Source organism: Nocardia sp. NPDC046763 (genome assembly GCF_040645495.1).
Lineage (GTDB): Bacteria > Actinomycetota > Actinomycetes > Mycobacteriales > Mycobacteriaceae > Nocardia.
In genome coordinates, this window is the sequence record NZ_JBEYYI010000006.1 from 225,505 (window position 1) to 246,053 (window position 20,549).

Here is a 20,549-nt window from a genome sequence, read left to right on the forward strand (position 1 = left end):
CGCTACCGGCGTCCGCGGCGGCGACCGGTAACGTTGGGCGGCGTGCAGCTGTCCGAATTGGTTCCCGACCGTGCCGTATCCGACGTGGACCCGGACTGGTTGTACGAGACCTTCGCCGACTGGGCGAGCTCGGCCGGCCTGGATCTGTATCCGGCGCAGGAAGAAGCGCTGCTGGAGCTGGTCACCGGGTCGAACGTCATCCTGAACACCCCGACCGGGTCCGGGAAGTCGCTGGTCGCGCTGGGCGCGCACTTCGCCGCGCTCAATCGGGGCCAGCGCAGTTACTACACCGCGCCGATCAAGGCGCTGGTGAGCGAGAAGTTCTTCGCGCTGTGCGACGTCTTCGGGGCAGACCGGGTGGGCATGGTGACCGGCGACGCCGCGGTGAATCCGGAGGCGCCGATCATCTGCGCCACCGCGGAGATCCTGGCGAATCTGGCGCTGCGCGAAGGCGCTTCCGCCGACATCGGCCAGGTGATCATGGACGAGTTCCACTACTACGCCGACCCCGATCGCGGCTGGGCGTGGCAGGTGCCGCTGATCGAACTGCCCGGGGCGCAGTTCCTGCTCATGTCGGCCACGCTCGGGGAGGTCGACTTCTTCGCCGAGGACCTGACCCGGCGCACGGGCCGCGAGACCGCCGTGGTGTCCGGTTCGGAACGGCCGGTGCCGCTGAGCTTTTCGTATGTGCGCACACCCATCACCGAGACGCTCGAGGATCTGGTGACCACCAGCCTCGCGCCGGTGTACGTCGTGCACTTCACCCAGGCCGCGGCCATGGAGCGGGCGCAGGCGCTGATGAGCGTCAATGTCTCGTCCAAGGCCGAGAAGGAGGCCATCGCCGCGGCCATCGGCGAGTTCCGCTTCGCCACCGGCTTCGGCAAGACGCTGTCGCGGTTCATCCGCCATGGCATCGGCGTGCACCACGCGGGCATGCTGCCCAAGTACCGGCGACTGGTCGAGAAGCTCGCCCAGGACGGGCTGCTGAAGGTGGTGTGCGGCACCGACACCCTCGGTGTCGGTATCAATGTGCCGATTCGCACCGTGATGCTGACCGGACTCACCAAGTTCGACGGCGTGCGCACGCGCAGGCTCAATGCCCGCGAGTTCCATCAGATCGCGGGCCGGGCGGGACGCGCGGGTTACGACACCCTGGGCACGGTCGTCGTGCAGGCCCCCGAGCACGAGGTGGAGAACGCGCGACTCATTGCCAAGGCGGGCGACGACCCGAAGAAGCTCAAGAAGGTCCAGAAGAAGAAGCCGCCCGAGGGTTTCGTGTCCTGGTCGGAGGACACCTTCGACCGGCTGGTGGCGGCCTCGCCCGAACCCATGGTGTCGCGGTTCAACGTGACCAACTCCATGCTGCTGAATGTGATTGCACGCAAAGGCAATTGCTTCTACGCCATGCGACATCTGCTGGAGGAGAACCATGAGCCGCGGGCCGCGCAGCGCAAGCACATCCTCAAGGCGATCCGGCTGTATCGGGCGCTGCGGGACGCGGGCGTGGTCCAGCAACTCGACGAACCCGATCGGTACGGACGCCATGCCCGGCTCATGGTCGACCTGCAGCGCGATTTCGCGCTCGACCAGCCGCTCTCGCCGTTCGCACTGGCGGCACTGGAACTGCTCGACAAGGAGTCGCAGACCTACACCCTCGATGTGATCTCACTCATCGAGTCCACCCTCGAGGATCCGCGCCAGCTGCTCATGGCCCAGCAGCACAAGGCGCGCGGCGAGGCGGTTGCGGAGATGAAGGCCGACGGGATCGAATACGAGGAGCGCATGGAACTCCTCGAAGAGGTCACCTGGCCCAAGCCCCTGGCCGCCGAGCTCATCGAGCCCGCGTTCGAGACCTACAAGGCCGGGCACCCCTGGGTGTCGGAGTTCGAGCCCTCCCCCAAATCCGTGGTCCGCGAGATGGTCGAGCGGTCCATGACCTTCGCCGAATTGGTGTCGGGCTACGAGCTGGCCCGCTCCGAGGGCGTGGTGCTGCGGTATCTGGCCGACGCGTATCGCGCACTGCGGCGGACCGTGCCCGAGCAGGCGCGCACCGAGGAACTCGACGACATCACCGAATGGCTCGGCGAACTCATCAGGCAGGTCGACTCCAGCCTGCTCGACGAGTGGGAGCAGCTCACCAATCCCGGTGCGGAGTCCGACGATCAGCAGGTGGCGTTCGGGGCCGAGACCGTGCGGCCGATCACCGCCAATGAGCGCGCGTTCCGGGTGCTGGTGCGCAATGCCATGTTCCGGCGGGTGGACCTGGCCGCGCTGCGGCGCTGGGACACGCTGGCCGAGATGGGCGACGATCTGGACTGGGCGGCCGAACTCGGCCCCTATTTCGACGAATACGAGACCATCGGGACCGGTCCGAATGCCCGTGGACCACAGCTCTTCCGGGTCGAGCAGCGGCCGGGATTCTGGGATGTCCGGCAGGTGCTCGACGACCCCAACGGCGACCACGGCTGGTCCATCGACGCCATCGTGGATCTGGCCGAGTCCGATGCCGCGGGTGAAGTGGTGTTCGACGACCTTTCGGTCACCGCCGGCTGACTTCGGTCACCGCGGGCTGAGCGGCGAGCCGCTCCCTGCGGTCCGAGGTCACACTCCGGTAAGACGTCGCGGGTGGGAGATGAACGAATCCCGGCGTTAGAGTGACGTAATCGATCGTCCACCGGTTCGTTTTTCGAGGCCCAACGCGTGTATCGTCTCGCAGGTTGCCTGAGTCCCAGCCGTTGCGGCCGACAGAAAAGAGTTCCCTTAGATTGCCCGGTCGAAACCTGCCCGAGTCACCCTGTCTGGTCATCGACCTCGACAAGGTCCGCGCGAACTATCGCGCACTGCACGCCGCACTTCCCGCGGCACGAATCCGCTTCGCCGTCAAGGCGAGTCCCGTGCCGGAGATCATCCGGCTGCTGAACGACGAGGGCGCGGAGTTCGACGTCGCCAGCGTCGGTGAGATCGAACTCTGCCTGGCGCAAGGTGTCGATCCGGCCGTCATGTGCTACGGCAACCCGATCAAGAAGGCTTCCCAGATCGCCACCGCCTACGCGGCGGGCGTGCGGCGCTACGCCTTCGACACCGAGGACGACCTGGAACGCATCGCCGAGCACGCGCCCGGCTCCGAGGTCGAGTGCCGGTTCCTGTCGTCGGCCCCGCAGTCACAGACCCCGTTCGGGACCAAGTTCGGCTGCGCTCCCGGTGAGGCCAAGCGGCTGCTGGTGCGCGCGCACGATCTCGGGCTGACCGTGGTCGGCCCCTACTTCCACGTCGGCTCGCAGCAGCTGGACCCGAAGGCCTGGGGCATCGGCATCGAGCAGGCGGGTGCCATCGCGGAAGCGTTGGCGATCAAGGACATTCCAGTCACGGCGGTGAATATCGGTGGGGGACTTCCGATTTCGTACGCCGATCCGGCTCCCGGACTCGCGGAGCTGGGCGCGGCCATCGCCGAGGCGGCGGGCCGCTATCTCCCGGAACACACCGAACTCGTCGTGGAACCCGGTCGCGCCCTGGTGGGCAACACCGGTGTGATTCACGCCGAAGTGGTGAATGTTCGCATCGCGCCGGACGGGCGGCGCTGGGTATACCTCGATATCGGCCGCTACAACGGCATGGCCGAAACCGAGAACGAGTACATCGCCTACCGATTCCAAACCGATCGGGACACGGATCCGAAGGACGAAGCTGTGGTAGCCGGTCCTACGTGTGACGGCGACGATGTACTCTATCAACGCACGCGTGTCCTCCTTCCGACCACGTTGCGAGCCGGTGATCCCGTTCGGATCCTCGAAACCGGCGCCTATACGGCGAGCTATTCGTCGGTGTCCTTCAACGGTTTTCCGCCTTTGACTGTTCATGTCACTGGCGCTGAGCGAGAGTGAGTTTTAGCCATGATCACGGCAGAATTCACCGGCTGGCACGTGCTGGCCGAGTTCGGTGGTGTCGACGCCAGCCTCTGCGACGACCTCGAACGACTCGAAACCGCGCTTCGAAAATCGTTGGTCGCCGCGGGGGTGACCATCTGCGATGTCGTGAGCAAGAAGTTCGAGCCGCAGGGTGTCACCATCCTGGCACTCCTGGCCGAGTCGCATGCCTCGATCCACACCTACCCTGAGTCTGGCGACATCTTCGTCGACGTATTCACTTGCGGCAGCATCGGTTCCGGCGCCACCAAGGCCGTCGAGCTGCTGCAGCAGGAACTGTCTCCGGGTTCGGTCAATATCGAGGTCATCCAGCGCGGCCACACCGCCCGCCGGATCCACGAGCCGGTCGGCGAGGGCCTGACCCGGGTGTGGAACACCACGGAAACCATCGTGGACACCAACACCCCGTTCCAGCACATGGTGATCGCGCGCACCGAGCAGGGCATCTCCCTGTTCTCCGACGACGACCGCCAGTCCACCGAGTTCTCGCAGCTCACCTACCACGAGGCCATGCTGGTCCCGGGTTACGCGCTGGCCGAGAAGCTGGACAAGGTGCTGATCATCGGTTCCGGTGAGGGCGTCGCCTCGCAGATGTCGGTGGCCGCGGGCGCCTCGCTCGTCGACCATGTCGACATCGACCAGCTGGAGGTGGAGCTGTGCGCCGAGCACCTCCCCTACGGCTACAGCCAGGCCGATCTGGCCGAGGCGGTCGCGCAGACCGGCCCGATCAAGATGCACTACGCCGACGGCTGGGACTTCCTGGCCAAGGCCGAGGCCGCGGGCGTGCGCTACGACATGATCTGCATCGACCTGCCGGACGAGCGGGTCGAGGACGCGCAGCACAACCGCCTCTACGAGGACGACTTCCTCAACCGCTGTAAGGCGCTGCTGGCCGAGGGCGGCGTGCTCGCCGCGCAGGCCGGCTGTCAGACCATGTGGCGCAACGAGACCCTGAAGCGCTCGTGGACCCGTTTCCACAACCTGTTCGAGACCGTCGTGCCTTACGTCAGCGACGAGCACGAGTGGACCTTCATCTTCGGCACCCCGAAGGCGATCGCGGATCCGGTGGCCAAGATGACCGCCACCCTCGCGAACCTGCCCTACCGGGCCGAGACCATCGACGCGCAGGCCCTGGTCCGCGGCGCGATCGAGCCGCACGCGCTGCGTGTGGGCGTGAGCGTCTAGTCGATCAGCTCCACCCCGAAGCGCCCCCGCACGGACTCTTCCGTGCGGGGGCGCTTCTCATTGCTACGGTTTCCGTCGTTTCACACAACGGATTTCGTTGTCTGCGGGCCGACCGTCAGGCGATGGCGGGGAGTTTGACCACCTGACCGGCGTAGGCCAGGCCGGCACCGAAGCCCAGCAGCAGCGCGGTGTCGCCCGGCTTGGACGCGCCGGAGCGCAGCAGCTGCTCCATGGCCATCGGGATCGAGGCGGCGCTGGTATTACCAGTCTCGGCGATATCCCTTGCGACAGCGATGCTTTCGGGCATGTGCAGGGTGCGCACCAGCGCATCGGTGATGCGGCTGTTGGCCTGATGCGGCACGAACGCGTTCAGATCCTCGACGGTGACGCCGGCCCGATCCAGCGCGTCGCGGCACGCCTTCTCCAAGAACGTGACGGCCCAACGGAATACGGCCGTACCGTTCATGCGGATGTACGGCCGCACCGTGGTGCCGCCCGTCGCCTCGGCCTCGGCGACCTCGGCGAAGTACTGCTGAAAGTCCTTGTCCTGCTTGATCGCCGCGGTCTGGCTGCCGTCCGAACCCCAGGCCACCGGCCCGATGCCCTCGGCCTCCGAGGGTCCCACCACGACCGCGCCCGCGCCGTCGGCGAAGATGAACGCGCAGGTGCGGTCGTCCTGGTCGAGCAGGTCCGAGAGCCGTTCCACACCGATCACCAGCACGTGCCGGGCCTGTCCGGCGCGCACCAGGTTGGCGGCATTGGCCAGCGCGTAGCAGAAGCCGGCGCAGCCGGCCGACACGTCGAAGGCGGCGGTGTCGTGCATGCCGAGTTCGGTGGCGACCACGGCACCGGCCGACGGTCCCAGCACCATCTGGGAGGACGTGGCCAGGATGACCGCGTCGATCTGCTGCGCCGTGACGCCCGCGGCCTCGAGCGCGCCGGCGGCGGCGGCGGTGCTCATGCTGACGATGGTCTCGTCCGCTTCGGCCCAGTGGCGGGCCTCGATGCCGGAGCGGGTCCGGATCCATTCGTCCGAGGAGTTGATGCGGTCGACGATCTCGGCATTGGGGACCACCCGGCGTGGTCGGTACACGCCCAGGCCGAGCAACGCGGCGTGGGCGACCGGGGTGACGGTGGCGATCTGGGCTGACATGCGCGGAGTTCCTCTTTTCCCATATGAACCGATCGGTCCACATGGGAAAGGTTTAACATGGACCGATCGGTTCACACAAGGGCTGGAGGGATTTGCAATGACGGCGGGACCGCGCGCCCGATTGATCGCGAGCACCATCACCACCGTCCAGGAGCAAGGTGTGCACGCGGCCGGTCTGAACGAGCTGCTCAAGCGCAGCAATGCCTCCAGAAACTCGCTCTACCAGCACTTCCCGTCCGGCAAGAGCGAATTGGTGGCGACCGCCGCCCGCATCGTGTCCCGCATGGTCTACTCGCACGTGAGCCGCATGTCCGACACGCTGCCGAGCGCGCCCTCACTGGAGGCGTGGGTGGACGAACTACTCGGCTTCTGGCGCGGCCAACTGGAAACCAGCGAGTTCCGAGCGGGCTCGTTCATGATGGCTGCCGCTCTCGACGAACTCGACCCGACACTGCAGTCGGCGGCCGGGCAGGCGTTCTCCGAATGGACCGCGCGGCTGGCCGACGGGTTGGTGGCGGCCGGGGTCGAACGGGCGACAGCATGCTCGCTGTCGGGTTTCGCACTGTCGGTGATCGAGGGCGCGATCGTGCAGAGCCGGGCACTGAAATCCGCCCTGCCCTTCATCGACGCGGGCACCCAGCTCACCGTCCTGCTCCGCCATCACATGCCGAACCGCCGCTGAATCTCCGCCCGTATTCGCGGTTGACTTGGAGCACACTCCAAGTCGTAGCGTCGTGTCCGTACGCGGCCCCCGCCGCGAATTCCAGCGCTACCGAGGAGGATTCACCGCATGATCGCGACCAGGAAGCTCGGCGAACTGACCGTCAGCGCGCAGGGCCTCGGCTGCATGGGCATGAGCAGCGCCTACGGCGTGCAGGACAATGACGCCGAATCCATCGCCACCATCCACCGCGCCCTGGACCTCGGTATCACCCTGCTCGACACTGCCAACGTGTACGGCCCCGAGACCAATGAGCGCCTGGTCGGCCGCGCCATCGCCGACCGCCGCGACCAGGTCGTCCTCGCCACCAAGTTCGGCATCGTCTGGGGTGAGAAGGGCGCGATGGGCGCTCGCGGCGACGCCGCCTACGTCAAGCAGTCCTGCGACGAATCCCTGACCCGCCTGGGCGTCGACCACATCGACCTCTACTACCAGCACCGCGTCGACCCGACCATCCCCGTCGAGGAGACCTGGGGCGCCCTGTCGGAACTGGTCCAGGAGGGCAAGGTCCGCTACCTCGGCATCTCCGAAGCATCGGTGGAAAGCATCCGCCGCGCCCACGCCGTCCACCCGGTGACCGCCCTCCAGAGCGAATGGTCGCTGTGGACCCGCGACATCGAAGCCGAGATCCTCCCCGCCTGCCGCGAACTCGGCATCGGTATCGTTCCCTTCTCCCCGCTGGGTCGTGGCTTCCTCACCGGCGCGATCACCTCCACCACCGACCTCCCGGCCGACGACATGCGCCACCGCCTGCCCCGCTTCGCCGAGGGCAACTTCGACGCCAATCTCGCCATCGTCGCGGCGCTGCGCAGCCTCGCCGACGAAAAGGGCGTCACCCCCGGTCAATTGGCGCTGGCCTGGGTCCAGTCCCGGGGCGATGACGTTGTCCCGATCCCAGGCACGAAGCGCCGCACCTATCTGGAACAGAACGTGGCGGCCACCGAGATCACGCTCACCCCTGAGGATTTGACCCGAATCGAAGCGGCCGCGCCCGCCGAGGCCATCGCCGGCGCCCGCTATCCGGAAGGCCTGGCCCGCGCCACCGGGCGGTAGCTGAATCTGCCATTTCACCTTGCGCAGGCGGCGGTTCGACCTACCGTGGCGGAACTGTCGGTTTCGGGTGGCGAGATGGGGTTCACCATGTGGTTCGACTTCTGGCATGCGCGCGGCGGACGCGGCGGAATCCGGGGCAGGTTGCTGCTCCTTGCCGCGTTGGGCCTGATCGGTTCGATGCTGGTGGCCGCGCCCGCCGCCCACGCACAGGCGACCATCGACCACATGACCTACCGAACGCCGCGGTGGGTGCAGGTCTTCGTGAATTCGCCTGCGATGCAACGAATCGTGCAGGTCGACGTGCTGCTGCCGAGTGATACCGCCACCCCACATCCGTCGCTGTACGTGTACGACGGCAATGGGTCCGATGTATCCGAGGGGCAGAGCACCTGGACCATGCGGACAGATGCGGTGAACTTCTTCGCCGACAAGCCGGTCAATGTCGTCCTGGCGGTCGGTGGCGGCGGCACTTTCTACACCGACTGGGAGCGTGACGATCCGGGCCTGGGGCACATCAGGTTCGAGACCTTCTTCGCCCAGGAACTGCCACCGCTGATCGATGCGACCTTCCACGGCAATGGTCGCAATGCCGCCGCCGGTGTTTCGATGGGCGGAATGGCGGCCATGGCCCTGACCTTCCGCAATCCCTCGTTGTACCGGGCGGTCGCCGCCTACAGCGGGTGCATGTACACCGCGACGTTCGGACAGACGGTCGTCCGCGCGGCGGTCGCCCAACGCGGCGGCAATGCCGACAATATGTGGGGCACCGAACTCGACCCGCAGTGGGACGCCCACGACCCGAGCCTGCACGCCGCCGGCTTCGCGGGCAAACCCGTCTTCCTCTCGGTCGGCAGCGGCATCCCGCGCCCCGACGATATCGGCTTCGACCCGACCTGGTCCTGGCCCAGCACCGCCGCCGAGGCCACCACCCTCGAAACCGGCTCCCTCACCTGCACGAAAACCCTCGACACTCAACTGCACCTCCAAGGCGTCCCCGCCACCGTGACCTACTACCCCTTCGGCACCCACTCCTGGCCCTACTGGCAACAACCCCTCCACGATTCCTGGCCCACCCTCGCCCAGGGCCTCGGCATCTAGCCACAGCGACGACACCTCCAGCCCCAAACCTTGCCCGGCCCACGGGATTTGCGACCAACACCCGGCGCGCCGCGCGACGAAACATGTACAAGTCGGACAGAAATGCGCGACACGCCAACGTATTTCGCCGTGCACCCTACCGTCGAGCCATGCCCTCACAGCTACACGAAAAGCTGCTGGAGCTCTTCGAAAACCAACCCGAACTGGCAGCCAGCCTCCTGACCACGCTCGGCGTGAAACTGCCGGCCTACGAACGAGCAGAGACCGCTTGCGCCGACCTCACCGATACGAATCCGACCGAGTATCGAGCCGACCGAGTCATCGTCTTGTCGACCGACAAGAAACGGGTAGCAGCGGTCGTGCTCGAGGTGCAACTACGTCGGGATGCGGGCAAACGGTGGAGCTGGCCGGTGTACACCGCGACCCTTCGAGCCCGGTTGCGTTGCCCCGTAGTGCTATTGGTGCTGGTGCCAGATACCGAGATCACCAGGTGGGCGTCGGAACCGATCGATATGGGTTTCGGTCTCGCCATGCTGCATCCGCTGGTGCTCGGCCCGAGTCAAGTTCCGATCATCACCGATCCCGAGGCCGCCGTCCGAATGCCCGAGCTCGCTGTTCTCTCGGCGCTCGCACATCCTGACCGGACGGAACACGCCCGAATTCTGGAGGCCATGCTGACCTCGATCGATGATCTCGCCAAGAACCCGGACAGCATCGGATCCGAGCGCGCTAGGATTTACCTCGACTTCGTTTATTCCCAGCTCAACGGTGCGGCCAAATCTTCCCTGGAGGCATTGATGACCACAGCACCACACCGCGAATACATGAGCGACATGTTTCGGAAACTGGCGGCCGAGGCTCGGGAACAGGGCATGGCGCAGGGCATGGAACAAGGCTTGGAACGGGGCTTGGAACAAGGCTTAGAACGGGGCTTGGAACAAGGCTTGGAACGGGGCTTGGAACAAGGCTTGGAACAAGGCTTGGAACAGGGCTTGGAACAGGGGCAGGTACAGCAAGCCATCACCAGCCTCATCGCAGTGCTCGAGGCTCGTGGATTCGAGCTCACTCCGACGACCCGAAGCCGTGTAGAAATATGTGACGACCTGGGCCTTCTTCGAACGTGGCTGCTGCGAGCTGTTGCCGCCGACGATGTCGCCGATGTGTTCGCGTGAGCCACTATGCGGATTTCGATAGCTGCTGACGAGGACACAGGGGTCGCAGGGGATGTGGTCGAGGAGTTGCGGCGGCGTGGGCACGAAGTGATCGTGCACGGGGCGCTGGAGGCGGAGGAGCGCGACGACTGGGCTTGGGCCAGTGAGGCGGCCGCGCGGGATGTCGCGGAGGGACGGGCCGAGCAGGCGGTGGTGTGCTGCTGGACCGGAACCGGCGCTTCCATTGCGGCGAACAAGGTGCCGGGGGTGCGAGCGGCACTCTGCGTGGACGCGTATTCCGCTGAGGGAGCACGGAAGTGGAATGACGCCAATGTGCTGGCGTTGAGTCTGCGGCTCACCTCCCGGGCGCAGCTGACCGAGATTCTGGATGCCTGGTTCGCCGGGGCCGCGAGTGCGGACCCCGGCGATCGCGCGAACGTCGCGCACGTGGACGGGATCCGGTGATCAGGCCTCGGCGGCGAGATGGGCGTGCGCGGTACGCAGTTCGCGTTTGAGGATCTTGCCGCTGGGGTTCTTGGGGAGGGCCTCGACGAAGGTCACGTACTTGGGAACCTTGTAGCCGGCGAGCCGCTGCTTGCAGTGGGCGATGACGGCGCCGGCGTCCGGGTCGGTTCCGATGCGCGCCACCACGATCGCGGTGACGGCTTCGATCCAGTGCGGGTGCGGGATGCCCACCACGGCGGCCTCGGAGATTTCGGGGTGCTCGTAGAGGACCTCTTCGACCTCACGGCTGGCGACGTTCTCGCCGCCGGTCTTGATCATGTCCTTCTTGCGGTCGACGACGCTGAGGTAGCCGTCGGCGTCCAGGACACCGAGGTCGCCGCTGTGGAACCAGCCGTTGCGGAAGGCTTCCGCGGTTTTCGCGGGGTCGTTCCAGTAGCGGAGCATGGCCTGCGGGGAGCGGTGCACGATCTCGCCGACCACGCCGACACCGACCGGGATGTCGTCGTCATCGACCACGCGGGTCTCGACATTGAGGGCCGGGCGGCCCGCCGAACCGGGCTTGGTCAGCTGGTCCTCGGGCGCGAGGACCGTCGCCAGCGGCGCGAGTTCGGTCTGGCCGTAGAAGTTGGTGAGCCCCACCCCCGGTAGCCGCTCGGAGAGTTCGACCAGCACCTCGACAGGCATGATGCTGGCGCCGTAGTAGCCCTTGCGCAGGGACGACAGGTCGTAGCTGTCGAAGTCGGGATGCCGCAGCAGCGACACCCACACGGTGGGCGGGCAGAACAGTTTGGTGGCGCGCTCGGTTTCGATGGTGCGCAGGATCGTCGCGGGATCGGGGCCCGGCAACAGGATGCTGGTCGCGCCGAGCCACAGGTCGGGCGTGAGGAAGCAGTGCAGCTGGGCGCAGTGGTACAGCGGCAGCGCGTGCACCTCGATGTCGTCGGCGCTCATCCGCCCGTCCACCACCACGCTGGTGTACTGCGCGATGAGCCCGCGGCTGGACAGCACCGCGCCCTTGGGGCGGGACTCGGTGCCGGAGGTGTACATGATCTGGATGGGATCGTCGTCGTCGACGAACACCTGCGGCGCCGAGGCGTCGGGGTGGTGCTCCCACGCGCTCACGTCTTCCCATCCGGCCGTCGCGGGCAGCCCGCCCAGCCCGATCCAGCCGAACAGCCGGATCTCGCTGTCGCCCAGCTGTTTCACCGCGGCCTCGGCCTCGCCGGCCAGCCTGTCCTCGGTGATCAGCGCGACGGCCCCGGAGTGTTCGAGGATGAACGCGACCTCGTCGGCGGTGAGCATGAAGTTGATCGGCACCGAGATCGCGCCCAGCCGCGCCAGCGCGAAGTACACGAGCACGAACTCACGGCAGTTGTGCGAGTAGATCGCGACCCGATCACCCTGCATCACACCGCGATCGGCCAGGCTGTGCGCGACCCGGTTCACCGCCGCGTCGAGATCGGCGTAGCTTTCCCGCCGCTCCCGCCAGACCAGCGCGGTCTTGTCCGGGACCCGGGCGGCGCTGCGCCGCAGGAGATCTCCGAGCGCCTGCGACCGCGCGCTCGCCACTGTTAGCTCAGTGCCCTCTGCATCCATGCGATCAACTTCTACCGCACGAATGTGTCCGGCGTCATACAGTCTCGCTGAGCAGGACCAGATTTCGCCGCCACGCAGCGCATTTCCCCACGTAGCGCGGCAGGTGCTCGGAGGCGAACGCCGCGGGCGACCACTCGAAGTCCTCGACCTCGGCGGTCCAGGCATAGGTCCACGCGTAGCCGACCCGCTCCCCCGCCTGCACCGACACCGGACGCAGATCGTATTCGTCGCCCTCGAAGACGTCGAGCACCCGCCAGTCGTCGGCGGTGAGCCCGGTGAGCAGGTATCCCGCGGTCACGGAGCCGGTCGCGGTCACCAGTCCCGGATACGGTCGGCCGGGCAGCGCGGCCGCGCGCCGCCCGATCAAGCGCGCGGGCTCCATCGCCGGTACCCGCCCGATCAATTCGGTCAGCACCGGGCCGAATTGCAGAGTCCCGTAGACGAACAGGGGCTCGCCCGCCGGTAACCGCGATCGGCTCCACCGCGAACCACGGCGAGGCGGAGTGGGGAGCTCCCGAGCGGCGGGGCTGGTCATCTGCCGACCGTACGGGCGAAAATGCCCGCGTCGTGCGAGTTGACGATGGTCACCTGGTGCCCGTGCTTCTTTCTGAGTTCCCGCAGCCGCCGCTGATTGGTCCGGTACGCCTCGCCCGCAATGGCTCCGGTCTCGTACACCTTCAACCAGAACGGCGTGAACGGCTCCTCGGGATGGATGCTGGACTCCGCGAAGAACGAGTCACCCGCGTGCAGCAACCATCCGTTGCCGTGGTCGATCGCGACCCCGGCGTGCCCGCGGGTGTGCCCGGCCAGCGGCACCACCAGGATCTCCGGCGGCAGCCCGGGCAGGTCGCGCACCGCGGTGAACCCGAACCAGTCCTCGGCGCCCTCGACCTCGTTCACCATCCACTTGGGCCCGTGCGCCCACTGCGCGGCCCGGTAGCGCAACCGCTCGGACAGGGTGGGAGTGGCGGTGGCGGCACGAAATTCGGGTCCGTGGACGTGCACGGTGGCCTCGGGGAAGTCCGACAGCCCGCCGGAGTGGTCCAGGTCGAGGTGGGTCAGGATGACGTGGCGGACATCGCGCGGGTCATAGCCCAGCCGCTGGATCTGGCGCACCGCCGTCTCGGCCTCGGTCGGCTTCGCCCCCAGCAGGAAACGGCTGGCACCCACCATCTTGCCGGGCTGCCGCACGGCCTCCAGCCCGAACCCGGTGTCGACGAGCACGAGCGCGTCCCGGGTCTCGATGAGCAGGCAGTGATCGATCAGGCCGAATCCCATGGTGCCGCAGTTCAGGTGGTGAATCCGCATAGGCCCGAGCGTTTCAGACACCCTGTGGTGACGCAACCGCGCAGGTTGCCGGAATTGTCGGTGTCATCGCCGTGCACCGCACAGGGGTCATCGCCGCGCACCGCACGGGGGGTCATCGCCGCGCACCGCACGGGGGGTCATCGCCGCGCACCGCACGGGGGGTCATCGCCGCGCACCGCACGAGGGGTCAGCGCGGCCGGCATTCCCGGATGATCTCGGCGAGCTGGTCGTAGTCGTCGCCCCGGGCGGTGGACGAGCGGAACGCCAGCCCGACCGTCCGGCCCGGCGCGGGCTCAGCGAAGGTCGCGATGTCCAAGGTGCCGCGCGCGGTTTCGGCGGCCACCGCCATGGCCGGGATCAGCGTGACGCCGAGATCGCCCGCGACGCACTGCACCACCGTGGTCAGCGAGGCCGCGCGAGTGTCGCCGACCGCGCCCGGCTGCGCGTCGTGCGCCCGGCACAGTTCCAGGGTCTGGTCGCGCAGGCAGTGGCCCTCGTCGAGCAGCAGCAGCGGCTGTGCGTCCAGGTCGGCCGGTGTCAGGTCGGTGCGACCGGCCAGTTCGTGCTCGCGCGGCAGCACCAGCACGAACTCCTCGGTGTAGAGCGGTATCTCGACCAGTCCGGCGAAATCGGTGGGCAGCGCCAGTAGCGCCACGTCCAGGGCACCCGAGCGGAGCCCGTCGAGCAGCCGGGCAGTCTGGTCCTCGATGACGTGCGGCGCCAGAGCGGGCACCCGTGTACGCAATTCGGGCAGCAGCCGGGGCAGCACGTACGGCGCGATGGTCGGGATGATGCCGAGCCGCAGGGTGCCGCGTAGCCCCTCACCAGCAGCGGAGGCGACAAATCGGTCAGCGGCCTCGAGGGTGGCAATGGCTTGCGGCAGTAGCCGTTTGCCGTCGGCGGTGACCAGGACCCGGCGGGTACTGCGCTCGATCAACTGGAGCCCCAGTCCGTTTTCCAATGATGCCAGTGCCTGCGATAGCGTGGGCTGGCTCACGCCGAGCCGCGACGCCGCGGTGCCGAAGTGCCGGTATTCCGCGATGGCAGCGAACGCACGCAGCTGTGACAGGGTGGGCTGATAAGTTTGATCAGTCACGCCTATCAGTGTAGTGCGACCGATCACGTTTACCTCTCACCGCAGTTCGGCAAAGATCGTATATACGTCTCGACACAATCGGTACGACTACATATTTAGGAGAGCAAGCATGGCCCTGCTGACCATCGGCGATCAGTTCCCCGCCTACAACCTGAAGGCTGTCATCGGCGGCGATCTCTCGAAGGTGAACGCTCAGCAGCCCGACGACTACTTCACCCAGATCTCGAGCGACGATTACGCCGGCAAGTGGCGCATCGTCTTCTTCTGGCCCAAGGACTTCACCTTCGTGTGCCCGACCGAGATCGCCGCCTTCGGCAAGCTGAACGAGGAGTTCGCCGACCGCGACGCGCAGGTGCTGGGCGCCTCGGTCGACAACGAGTTCGTCCACTTCCAGTGGCGCGCCCAGCACGAGGACCTCAAGACCCTCCCGTTCCCGATGCTGAGCGACCTCAAGCGCGAACTGGCCACCGCCACCGGCGTTCTCAATGCCGACGGCGTCGCCGACCGCGCCACCTTCATCGTCGACCCGAACAACGAGATCCAGTTCGTGTCGGTCACCGCCGGTTCGGTGGGCCGCAATGTCGACGAGGTGCTGCGGGTGCTGGACGCGCTGCAGTCCGACGAGCTGTGCGCCTGCAACTGGAAGAAGGGCGACCCGACCATCCAGGCCGGCGAGCTCATGACGGCGTCGGTGTAACAAGGCTCACAAGGGAATTCGTCGTGACCATCGAGAATCTCAAGAACTCGCTACCCGAGTACGCGAAGGATCTGAAGCTCAACCTGTCCTCGCTGGCGCGCACCACCGTGCTCAACGAGCAGCAGCTGTGGGGCACCCTGCTGGCGTCGGCCGCGGCCACCCGCTCGGCGACCACGCTGCGCGAGATCGCCGAGGAGGCGGCCGGCGTGCTGTCGGGCGAGGCATACAACGCCGCGCTCGGCGCCGCGTCGATCATGGGCATGAACAATGTGTTCTACCGCGGCAAGGCGTTCCTGGAGGGCCGCTACGACGATCTGCGCGCGGGCCTGCGCATGCAGATCATCGGCACGCCGGGCGTGGACAAGGCCGATTTCGAGCTGTGGTCGTTCGCGGTCTCCTCGATCAACGGATGCCAGCACTGCCTGGAGGCGCACGAGCACACGCTGCGTGAGGCGGGCGTATCGCGCGAGGTGATCTTCGAGGCGCTGCGCGCGGCCGCGATCGTGGCGGGCGTGGGCCAGGCCGTGACGTCGACCGAGGCGCTGGCCACCGCCACCGTCTAGTCGAGTCCAGCCGAAAGGGCTGTACACCTGCGGGTGTACAGCCCTTATCTGTATTTGCTTGTCGATTGCCGCAACATCGTCGCCGGTGCGCCCAGAAGAGCCCCCTGGCCGACAAGCTCGGCGTCTGCGGGCCTCCCGCGATTCGATAACTGTCGGTAAGCTCGCATGACATGACCGTTCCGGAAAGTGATGGCGCTCAAATCGAAGTCGTGCGCGTGTTCACCGACGCGGCCGGGCGTTTCGGCAATCTGCTCGGCATCGTCCGCCGCTCCGCCGTCGAAAATGCCGACCATCAGGCGCTGGCGGCCCGCGTTGGCTACAGCGAGACCGTGGTGGTCGACGACCCGGTCGACGGGCGAGTGAAAATGCGTATCTACACCCCCGCCATCGAGCTGCCCTTCGCCGGGCACCCCACGGTCGGCACCGCGTGGTGGCTCAATGATCAGCAGCAACCCGTGAAGATCATCGACGTGCCCGCCGGGCCGGTCGAGGTGACCCTCTCCGAGGGCCTGACCTGGGCCCGCGCCCGGGCCGAATGGGCCCCGACCTTCGAATTCCACCAGTTCGAGGATCCGGCCGAGATCGCTACCCTGGATCCGGCCGACTTCCCGGAAGGCCAGCACTACTGCTGGGCCTGGACCGACGAGCCGCGCGGCGCGATCCGCGCGCGAATGTTCGCCCCCGCCATGGGAGTTCCCGAGGACCAGGCCACCGGTGCGGCCGCCATCGCGCTGACGGCTCTGCTCACCCGCGGCCTGAACATCACGCAGGGCGAGGGCTCGCAGATCTTCACCGAATGGGATTCCGACGGCTGGGCCCGGGTCGGCGGCCGGGTGGTCGCCGATCACCCGATCCTGATCTAGCGGCAAAACCCTTTCGGCACACTGTGACCCGATCTACCCGGACGGCCTGGGCCGCCGGGCCGATGCGCTGGCAGAAGGCGAGCCGATGGCCGCCCGGGCTGCGCAGCACGAAATCCCGCAGCCCCCAAGGGTGCTCGGTGAGCTCGGTGGTGATCTCGCCGCCGTGGCGCACGCAGTGCGCGGGGTTCTGAGGTCCTGACGGCGGCCCGTACGGCCTTCATCCACAGCGTGCACATCACGGCGGGAGTCGCGGCCGTGGGCGCGCTCCTCGTGGGTGTGCTGGCCGTGGCCAAGCTACGCCACGTGCCCGCCGGTGAACTCTCCGGCGGACACGGGCACTGATGTTCGGGCACTCCGCCCGGTCCGGCTCAACCCAGGGCGCGGGCGAAACGGTCGGCCATTTCCGCGACCTGGGCCTCGGTCATGACGAACGACGGCGAGATCTGCAGGGCGCCCTGACCGGCGGCGCGAGTCGAGACACCGTGGGCGCGCAGGGTTTTCACCATGGCGAGGGCCTCGGCCGGGTCGGCCAGCTGGACCGCGGCGACCGCGCCCAGGCCGCTGCGGACCTCGGCGACCCGCGGGTGCTCGGCCAGCGGCGAGAAGTACTGGTGCAGCAGGGATTCCAGGTTCTTGCTGGCGTCCAGCAGGTGCTCACGCTCGACGATGTCGAGGTTGGCCATGGCCGCGGCGGCCGCGCCGGCGTGACCGCCGTAGGTGTAGCCGTGCCGCCACCAGACGCCGCCGGCGAAGAACGGCTCGGCGACGCGGGGCGCGACGAAGACCGCGCCCATCGGGACGTACCCCGAGGTGAGGCCCTTGGCGGTGGTCATGAGATCCGGCTCCAGGCCGAAACGCGAGGAGGCGAACCAGGATCCGCCGATGCGGCCGAAGCCGGTGACGACCTCGTCGGCGACGAAGAGGATGTCGTTGTCGCGGCAGATCCGCCGGACCTCGGTGAGGTAGCCCTCCGGCGGCAGGTACACCCCGCCCGCGCCGATGATGGGCTCGGCGAAGAACGCCGCGATCCGGTCCGCGCCGACCTCTTCGATGAGGGCGGTCAGTGCCTTGGCCTGATCCCATTCGATGGTGCGGGTGTCGGGCATGAAGACCCCGGTGTAGCCCTCGGCATTGACCGGGATGCCGGCCAGCGCGGTGCCGCCGACATGCATGCCGTGGTACGCCTTCTGGCGGCCGACCAGGATGGTCTTTTCCGGGCGACCCAGCTCCTGCCAGTACCGGCGGGCCAGCTTGGCGGCGGTGTCGATGCCGTCGGAGCCGCCGGAGGTGAAGAAGATCTTGCTGCCGGGCACCGGCGCCAGGGCCGAGAGCCGCTCGGCCAGATCGCGGGTCACCGGTGAGGCCAGATCGCCGAAGTTGGAGTAGTGCGCGACCTGGGTCAGCTGCGCGGCGACCGCGTCGGCGATCTCGCGGCGGCCGTGCCCGATATTGGCGAACCAGAGGCCGCCGGTGGCGTCGAGGTACTGCGTCCCGCTCTCGTCCCAGATGTACGCGCCCTCGCCGCGCGCCACCATGAACGCCCCGTCACGCTCGACCGCACCCATATCGGCGAAGCCATGCCACAGCGAACCCATCCAGAGCACCTCCATCACCCGATACCGGCCACGCCCATCCGGGCGAACCGACCTTTCCTCACCATCTCACCATCACGACGGTGAACAGGTCGAACGGCCCCCCGGGTCACCCGGCCGCGGCGGCGACGAGCATGTAGGCGGTGCCGAGATCCATCACCAGGTGCGGCACCACGGCCAGCGATCCGGCCGCGCCCATGGGATGCGGGAACACCCGTGGCAACCGGCGGCGCAGCGCCGGCACCGCCATGACCGCCGCGTCCGCCGCGAACAGCGCCGCCAGCACCAGCACCGGACCGGACGCGGTCCCCGCGTGTCCGTGCCCACCGTGCTCGGGCGGCCCGTGCCCGCTCATCGCGTACAGCATCGCCGCGGCCGCGAGTACGTGATACGCGAAGGCGCCGACCTTGCCTCCCCCGGTGCCCACGTCCGAAAACCCGCTGCGCCACCGCAGCATCCGATCTCCCAGCAACAGCGTGTACACGACCACCATGGCCGTCAGCACCCCGCGCACCGCATGCGGGTCGGCGACCGTCGGAAACACCAGCATTCCCAGCATGACCAGGCACATCACCAGGTGCGCGGCATCCGACTCCCGATCCGCGCGTAGCCCGGCGCACGCGCCCGGGCGCATCGTGCCCAGCCTGGCGCCCACCAGGGCGGCGGTCAGGCAGAAGGCCATCACCGCGACCCACCGCACCGCCCCGTACTGCTCCACGAATACCCCCACACCCCACCACCTCTCACCGCGGCGACCGGCTCCCTCCTTCCATGCTGACACCATCCGGCCCCGGCTCCCCGCCTTTCCCCTGCCCGGGCACCGCCACTGGGTGACCGATTACCCGGCCGATTCACTCCGCGCGCACCCCTGAAACGTTCGTGTCGAGCGATTGAACAGAGGAGTCACCCATGCGCCCGAGCCGGACCGACGACCCCGTCGACCCGATCGCCGGCCTGCGCGAGAACCTGAACCTGCTGCGCTGTTCGGTCGAGCAGATGACCGGGGCGATGGCAGGAATCCTCCACGAGGTGCGGAGCTTCGACGCGCGGCTGAGCACCCTGGAGGCCGGTCTCGGCGGCTCGGCAGCGAACCAGAGGTAATGCAGCTCGAAACCTGTTCTCCGCCAATGCCTTTCCCGGCGACGTCGGCCGACCGGCAAGGGATGCCCCGGTCGACACGCCTTACCGCCGCGTACGCAACCGGACCCGCTGTCTCCGATAGGCTTGATTGCCAAGCCATAGCGGCGGTTCCTGCGATATCGAACTCTGGAAGAACGCTTACGCATATCTTCGAGAAAGGATCCAGGTTTGCGGCGTCTACTCATCGTCGCCGCGGCGGGTACGGCCGTGGCAACCTTGGCCGTCCTGGGCGTGTGGGCCTGGGGTACCGAACTGGGCCGCGCCCAGCCGCCGCCCGGCGCGGATGTAACCGGTTCGGGAGTTCATCTGACGGCGTCGGTCGACAGCGTCGGGGCGAATCCACCCGGCGACCGGACTCCGAACTTCCTCATGACGTTCTCGCATGCCGCGCAGATGTCCGGCCATTACTCGGTCAATGTGGAGGGTGACCCGATCACGTCCGGTCAGGCCGTCGCAGGGTTCATCCTCGGCTGCGGGATCAGTGTGGCCGGCGGCGTCACCGTCGGAATCGAGCCCAATCAAGGCTTTGCCGGCGCCATTTCCCCGACAGTGACCCCTCCGACCATCTCCGTCAGCCCGCCGAGTGTGCCGCCGAGTGGGACGGTCACGCCCATACCGACGCCCAGCGCCTCCGTCACCCCACCCACTTTCAGCCTCGGACCCAGCGTCGGTGGGGCACTGGGTCTGACAGAAGTCTTGACGGCCACTCTGGGGCCCGGCCAGGTCACCACCGCGACAACGGCCACGGCAGCCCTGGACAACAGCACCGTGTTCCCGTACCACATCACGTTCAACAACGCCGCGTTGAACGTCGCCCAATGCGCCTCGCCGGTGTCGGCCGTCCCCTTCGTCACGACCACGGTGAGTTCCGCGCAGGGGGTGGTGCAGACCACCGCCTACGGCAGTCAGTTCACCTTCTGAAGTCCGGAGCCGATTCGAGAAGGG

General features: G+C 67.5%; 20 protein-coding genes. 13 read left to right on the forward strand and 7 right to left on the reverse strand.

From position 1 onward, the window contains the following. The first annotated feature begins 42 nt into the window (after positions 1-42). The 3 genes from ABZ909_RS12600 (at position 43) to speD (ending at position 5,108) form a co-directional block, all read left to right on the forward strand. A complete protein-coding gene (locus tag ABZ909_RS12600) occupies positions 43-2,553 on the forward strand; it encodes a DUF3516 domain-containing protein (protein ID WP_356998233.1) in 2,511 nt (836 codons plus the stop codon). A 227-nt stretch (positions 2,554-2,780) separates the two neighbouring features. After that, positions 2,781-3,881, forward strand: a complete 1,101-nt coding sequence (locus ABZ909_RS12605) for a type III PLP-dependent enzyme (protein ID WP_356998537.1) — start codon at positions 2,781-2,783, stop codon at positions 3,879-3,881. Positions 3,882-3,893: 12 nt separating this feature from the next. Then, positions 3,894-5,108, forward strand: coding sequence for an adenosylmethionine decarboxylase (gene speD, locus ABZ909_RS12610; protein WP_356998538.1), 1,215 nt, complete (start codon positions 3,894-3,896; stop codon positions 5,106-5,108). Between the two features lie 115 nt (positions 5,109-5,223). Here speD and ABZ909_RS12615 read toward each other — a convergent pair whose 3' ends face one another. After that, positions 5,224-6,261, reverse strand: a complete 1,038-nt coding sequence (locus tag ABZ909_RS12615; protein ID WP_356998234.1) for a beta-ketoacyl-ACP synthase III — start codon at positions 6,259-6,261, stop codon at positions 5,224-5,226. A gap of 97 nt (positions 6,262-6,358) precedes the next feature. Here ABZ909_RS12615 and ABZ909_RS12620 point away from each other — a divergent pair, with 97 nt between their 5' ends. From ABZ909_RS12620 to ABZ909_RS12640, 5 genes are all read left to right on the forward strand, one after another. Continuing rightward, positions 6,359-6,943, forward strand: coding sequence for a TetR/AcrR family transcriptional regulator (locus ABZ909_RS12620; protein ID WP_356998236.1), 585 nt, complete (start codon positions 6,359-6,361; stop codon positions 6,941-6,943). A 108-nt stretch (positions 6,944-7,051) separates the two neighbouring features. Then, on the forward strand, positions 7,052-8,035 hold the full coding sequence (locus ABZ909_RS12625) for an aldo/keto reductase (RefSeq protein WP_356998237.1): 984 nt from the start codon (positions 7,052-7,054) through the stop codon (positions 8,033-8,035). A gap of 75 nt (positions 8,036-8,110) precedes the next feature. Further along, the gene (locus ABZ909_RS12630; protein WP_356998239.1) at positions 8,111-9,133 is read left to right on the forward strand and encodes an alpha/beta hydrolase family protein; all 1,023 of its coding nucleotides are present in this window, start codon (positions 8,111-8,113) and stop codon (positions 9,131-9,133) included. A gap of 149 nt (positions 9,134-9,282) precedes the next feature. After that, positions 9,283-10,305: a hypothetical protein gene (locus ABZ909_RS12635; protein WP_356998241.1), complete on the forward strand. Its 1,023-nt coding sequence runs from the start codon at positions 9,283-9,285 to the stop codon at positions 10,303-10,305. Positions 10,306-10,311: 6 nt separating this feature from the next. Continuing rightward, positions 10,312-10,749: an RpiB/LacA/LacB family sugar-phosphate isomerase gene (locus tag ABZ909_RS12640; RefSeq protein ID WP_356998243.1), complete on the forward strand. Its 438-nt coding sequence runs from the start codon at positions 10,312-10,314 to the stop codon at positions 10,747-10,749. On the opposite strand, the gene ABZ909_RS12645 is transcribed toward ABZ909_RS12640, so the two are convergent. From ABZ909_RS12645 to ABZ909_RS12660, 4 genes are all read right to left on the reverse strand, one after another. Then, positions 10,750-12,345, reverse strand: a complete 1,596-nt coding sequence (locus tag ABZ909_RS12645) for an acyl-CoA synthetase (protein WP_356998245.1) — start codon at positions 12,343-12,345, stop codon at positions 10,750-10,752. Between the two features lie 34 nt (positions 12,346-12,379). Continuing rightward, positions 12,380-12,880, reverse strand: a complete 501-nt coding sequence (locus ABZ909_RS12650; protein WP_356998247.1) for a gamma-glutamylcyclotransferase family protein — start codon at positions 12,878-12,880, stop codon at positions 12,380-12,382. Continuing rightward, the gene (locus ABZ909_RS12655) at positions 12,877-13,653 is read right to left on the reverse strand and encodes an MBL fold metallo-hydrolase (RefSeq protein ID WP_356998248.1); all 777 of its coding nucleotides are present in this window, start codon (positions 13,651-13,653) and stop codon (positions 12,877-12,879) included. The genes ABZ909_RS12650 and ABZ909_RS12655 overlap by 4 nt, the downstream gene beginning before the upstream one ends. A gap of 187 nt (positions 13,654-13,840) precedes the next feature. Further along, positions 13,841-14,749, reverse strand: coding sequence for a hydrogen peroxide-inducible genes activator (locus ABZ909_RS12660; protein ID WP_356998250.1), 909 nt, complete (start codon positions 14,747-14,749; stop codon positions 13,841-13,843). Between the two features lie 109 nt (positions 14,750-14,858). Here ABZ909_RS12660 and ABZ909_RS12665 point away from each other — a divergent pair, with 109 nt between their 5' ends. From ABZ909_RS12665 to ABZ909_RS12675, 3 genes are all read left to right on the forward strand, one after another. After that, positions 14,859-15,446, forward strand: a complete 588-nt coding sequence (locus ABZ909_RS12665) for a peroxiredoxin (protein ID WP_356998251.1) — start codon at positions 14,859-14,861, stop codon at positions 15,444-15,446. Between the two features lie 23 nt (positions 15,447-15,469). Further along, positions 15,470-16,009, forward strand: a complete 540-nt coding sequence (locus ABZ909_RS12670) for a carboxymuconolactone decarboxylase family protein (protein ID WP_356998252.1) — start codon at positions 15,470-15,472, stop codon at positions 16,007-16,009. A gap of 170 nt (positions 16,010-16,179) precedes the next feature. After that, on the forward strand, positions 16,180-16,872 hold the full coding sequence (locus ABZ909_RS12675; RefSeq protein WP_356998253.1) for a PhzF family phenazine biosynthesis protein: 693 nt from the start codon (positions 16,180-16,182) through the stop codon (positions 16,870-16,872). Between the two features lie 368 nt (positions 16,873-17,240). On the opposite strand, the gene ABZ909_RS12680 is transcribed toward ABZ909_RS12675, so the two are convergent. Continuing rightward, the gene (locus tag ABZ909_RS12680; protein WP_356998255.1) at positions 17,241-18,467 is read right to left on the reverse strand and encodes an aminotransferase class III-fold pyridoxal phosphate-dependent enzyme; all 1,227 of its coding nucleotides are present in this window, start codon (positions 18,465-18,467) and stop codon (positions 17,241-17,243) included. 106 nt (positions 18,468-18,573) lie between these two features. Continuing rightward, a complete protein-coding gene (locus ABZ909_RS12685; protein WP_356998257.1) occupies positions 18,574-19,194 on the reverse strand; it encodes a DUF5134 domain-containing protein in 621 nt (206 codons plus the stop codon). Between the two features lie 179 nt (positions 19,195-19,373). Here ABZ909_RS12685 and ABZ909_RS12690 point away from each other — a divergent pair, with 179 nt between their 5' ends. Both ABZ909_RS12690 and ABZ909_RS12695 read left to right on the forward strand, forming a co-directional pair. After that, complete coding sequence (locus tag ABZ909_RS12690; RefSeq protein ID WP_356998259.1) at positions 19,374-19,565, forward strand: hypothetical protein; 192 nt, start codon at positions 19,374-19,376, stop codon at positions 19,563-19,565. A 207-nt stretch (positions 19,566-19,772) separates the two neighbouring features. Further along, positions 19,773-20,525, forward strand: a complete 753-nt coding sequence (locus ABZ909_RS12695; protein WP_356998260.1) for an MspA family porin — start codon at positions 19,773-19,775, stop codon at positions 20,523-20,525. The last annotated feature ends 24 nt before the right edge of the window (positions 20,526-20,549 follow it).

Coding starts and splice junctions, on each gene's coding strand:
- ABZ909_RS12655 (WP_356998248.1), bottom strand. CDS start 13,653: ATGCGGATTCACCACCTGAACTGCGGCACCATGGGATTCGGCCTGATC.
- ABZ909_RS12635 (WP_356998241.1), top strand. CDS start 9,283: ATGCCCTCACAGCTACACGAAAAGCTGCTGGAGCTCTTCGAAAACCAA.
- ABZ909_RS12625 (WP_356998237.1), top strand. CDS start 7,052: ATGATCGCGACCAGGAAGCTCGGCGAACTGACCGTCAGCGCGCAGGGC.
- ABZ909_RS12650 (WP_356998247.1), bottom strand. CDS start 12,880: ATGACCAGCCCCGCCGCTCGGGAGCTCCCCACTCCGCCTCGCCGTGGT.
- ABZ909_RS12690 (WP_356998259.1), top strand. CDS start 19,374: ATGCGCCCGAGCCGGACCGACGACCCCGTCGACCCGATCGCCGGCCTG.
- ABZ909_RS12665 (WP_356998251.1), top strand. CDS start 14,859: ATGGCCCTGCTGACCATCGGCGATCAGTTCCCCGCCTACAACCTGAAG.
- ABZ909_RS12640 (WP_356998243.1), top strand. CDS start 10,312: ATGCGGATTTCGATAGCTGCTGACGAGGACACAGGGGTCGCAGGGGAT.
- ABZ909_RS12620 (WP_356998236.1), top strand. CDS start 6,359: ATGACGGCGGGACCGCGCGCCCGATTGATCGCGAGCACCATCACCACC.
- ABZ909_RS12680 (WP_356998255.1), bottom strand. CDS start 18,467: ATGGGTTCGCTGTGGCATGGCTTCGCCGATATGGGTGCGGTCGAGCGT.
- ABZ909_RS12645 (WP_356998245.1), bottom strand. CDS start 12,345: ATGGATGCAGAGGGCACTGAGCTAACAGTGGCGAGCGCGCGGTCGCAG.
- ABZ909_RS12615 (WP_356998234.1), bottom strand. CDS start 6,261: ATGTCAGCCCAGATCGCCACCGTCACCCCGGTCGCCCACGCCGCGTTG.
- ABZ909_RS12630 (WP_356998239.1), top strand. CDS start 8,111: ATGGGGTTCACCATGTGGTTCGACTTCTGGCATGCGCGCGGCGGACGC.
- ABZ909_RS12675 (WP_356998253.1), top strand. CDS start 16,180: ATGACCGTTCCGGAAAGTGATGGCGCTCAAATCGAAGTCGTGCGCGTG.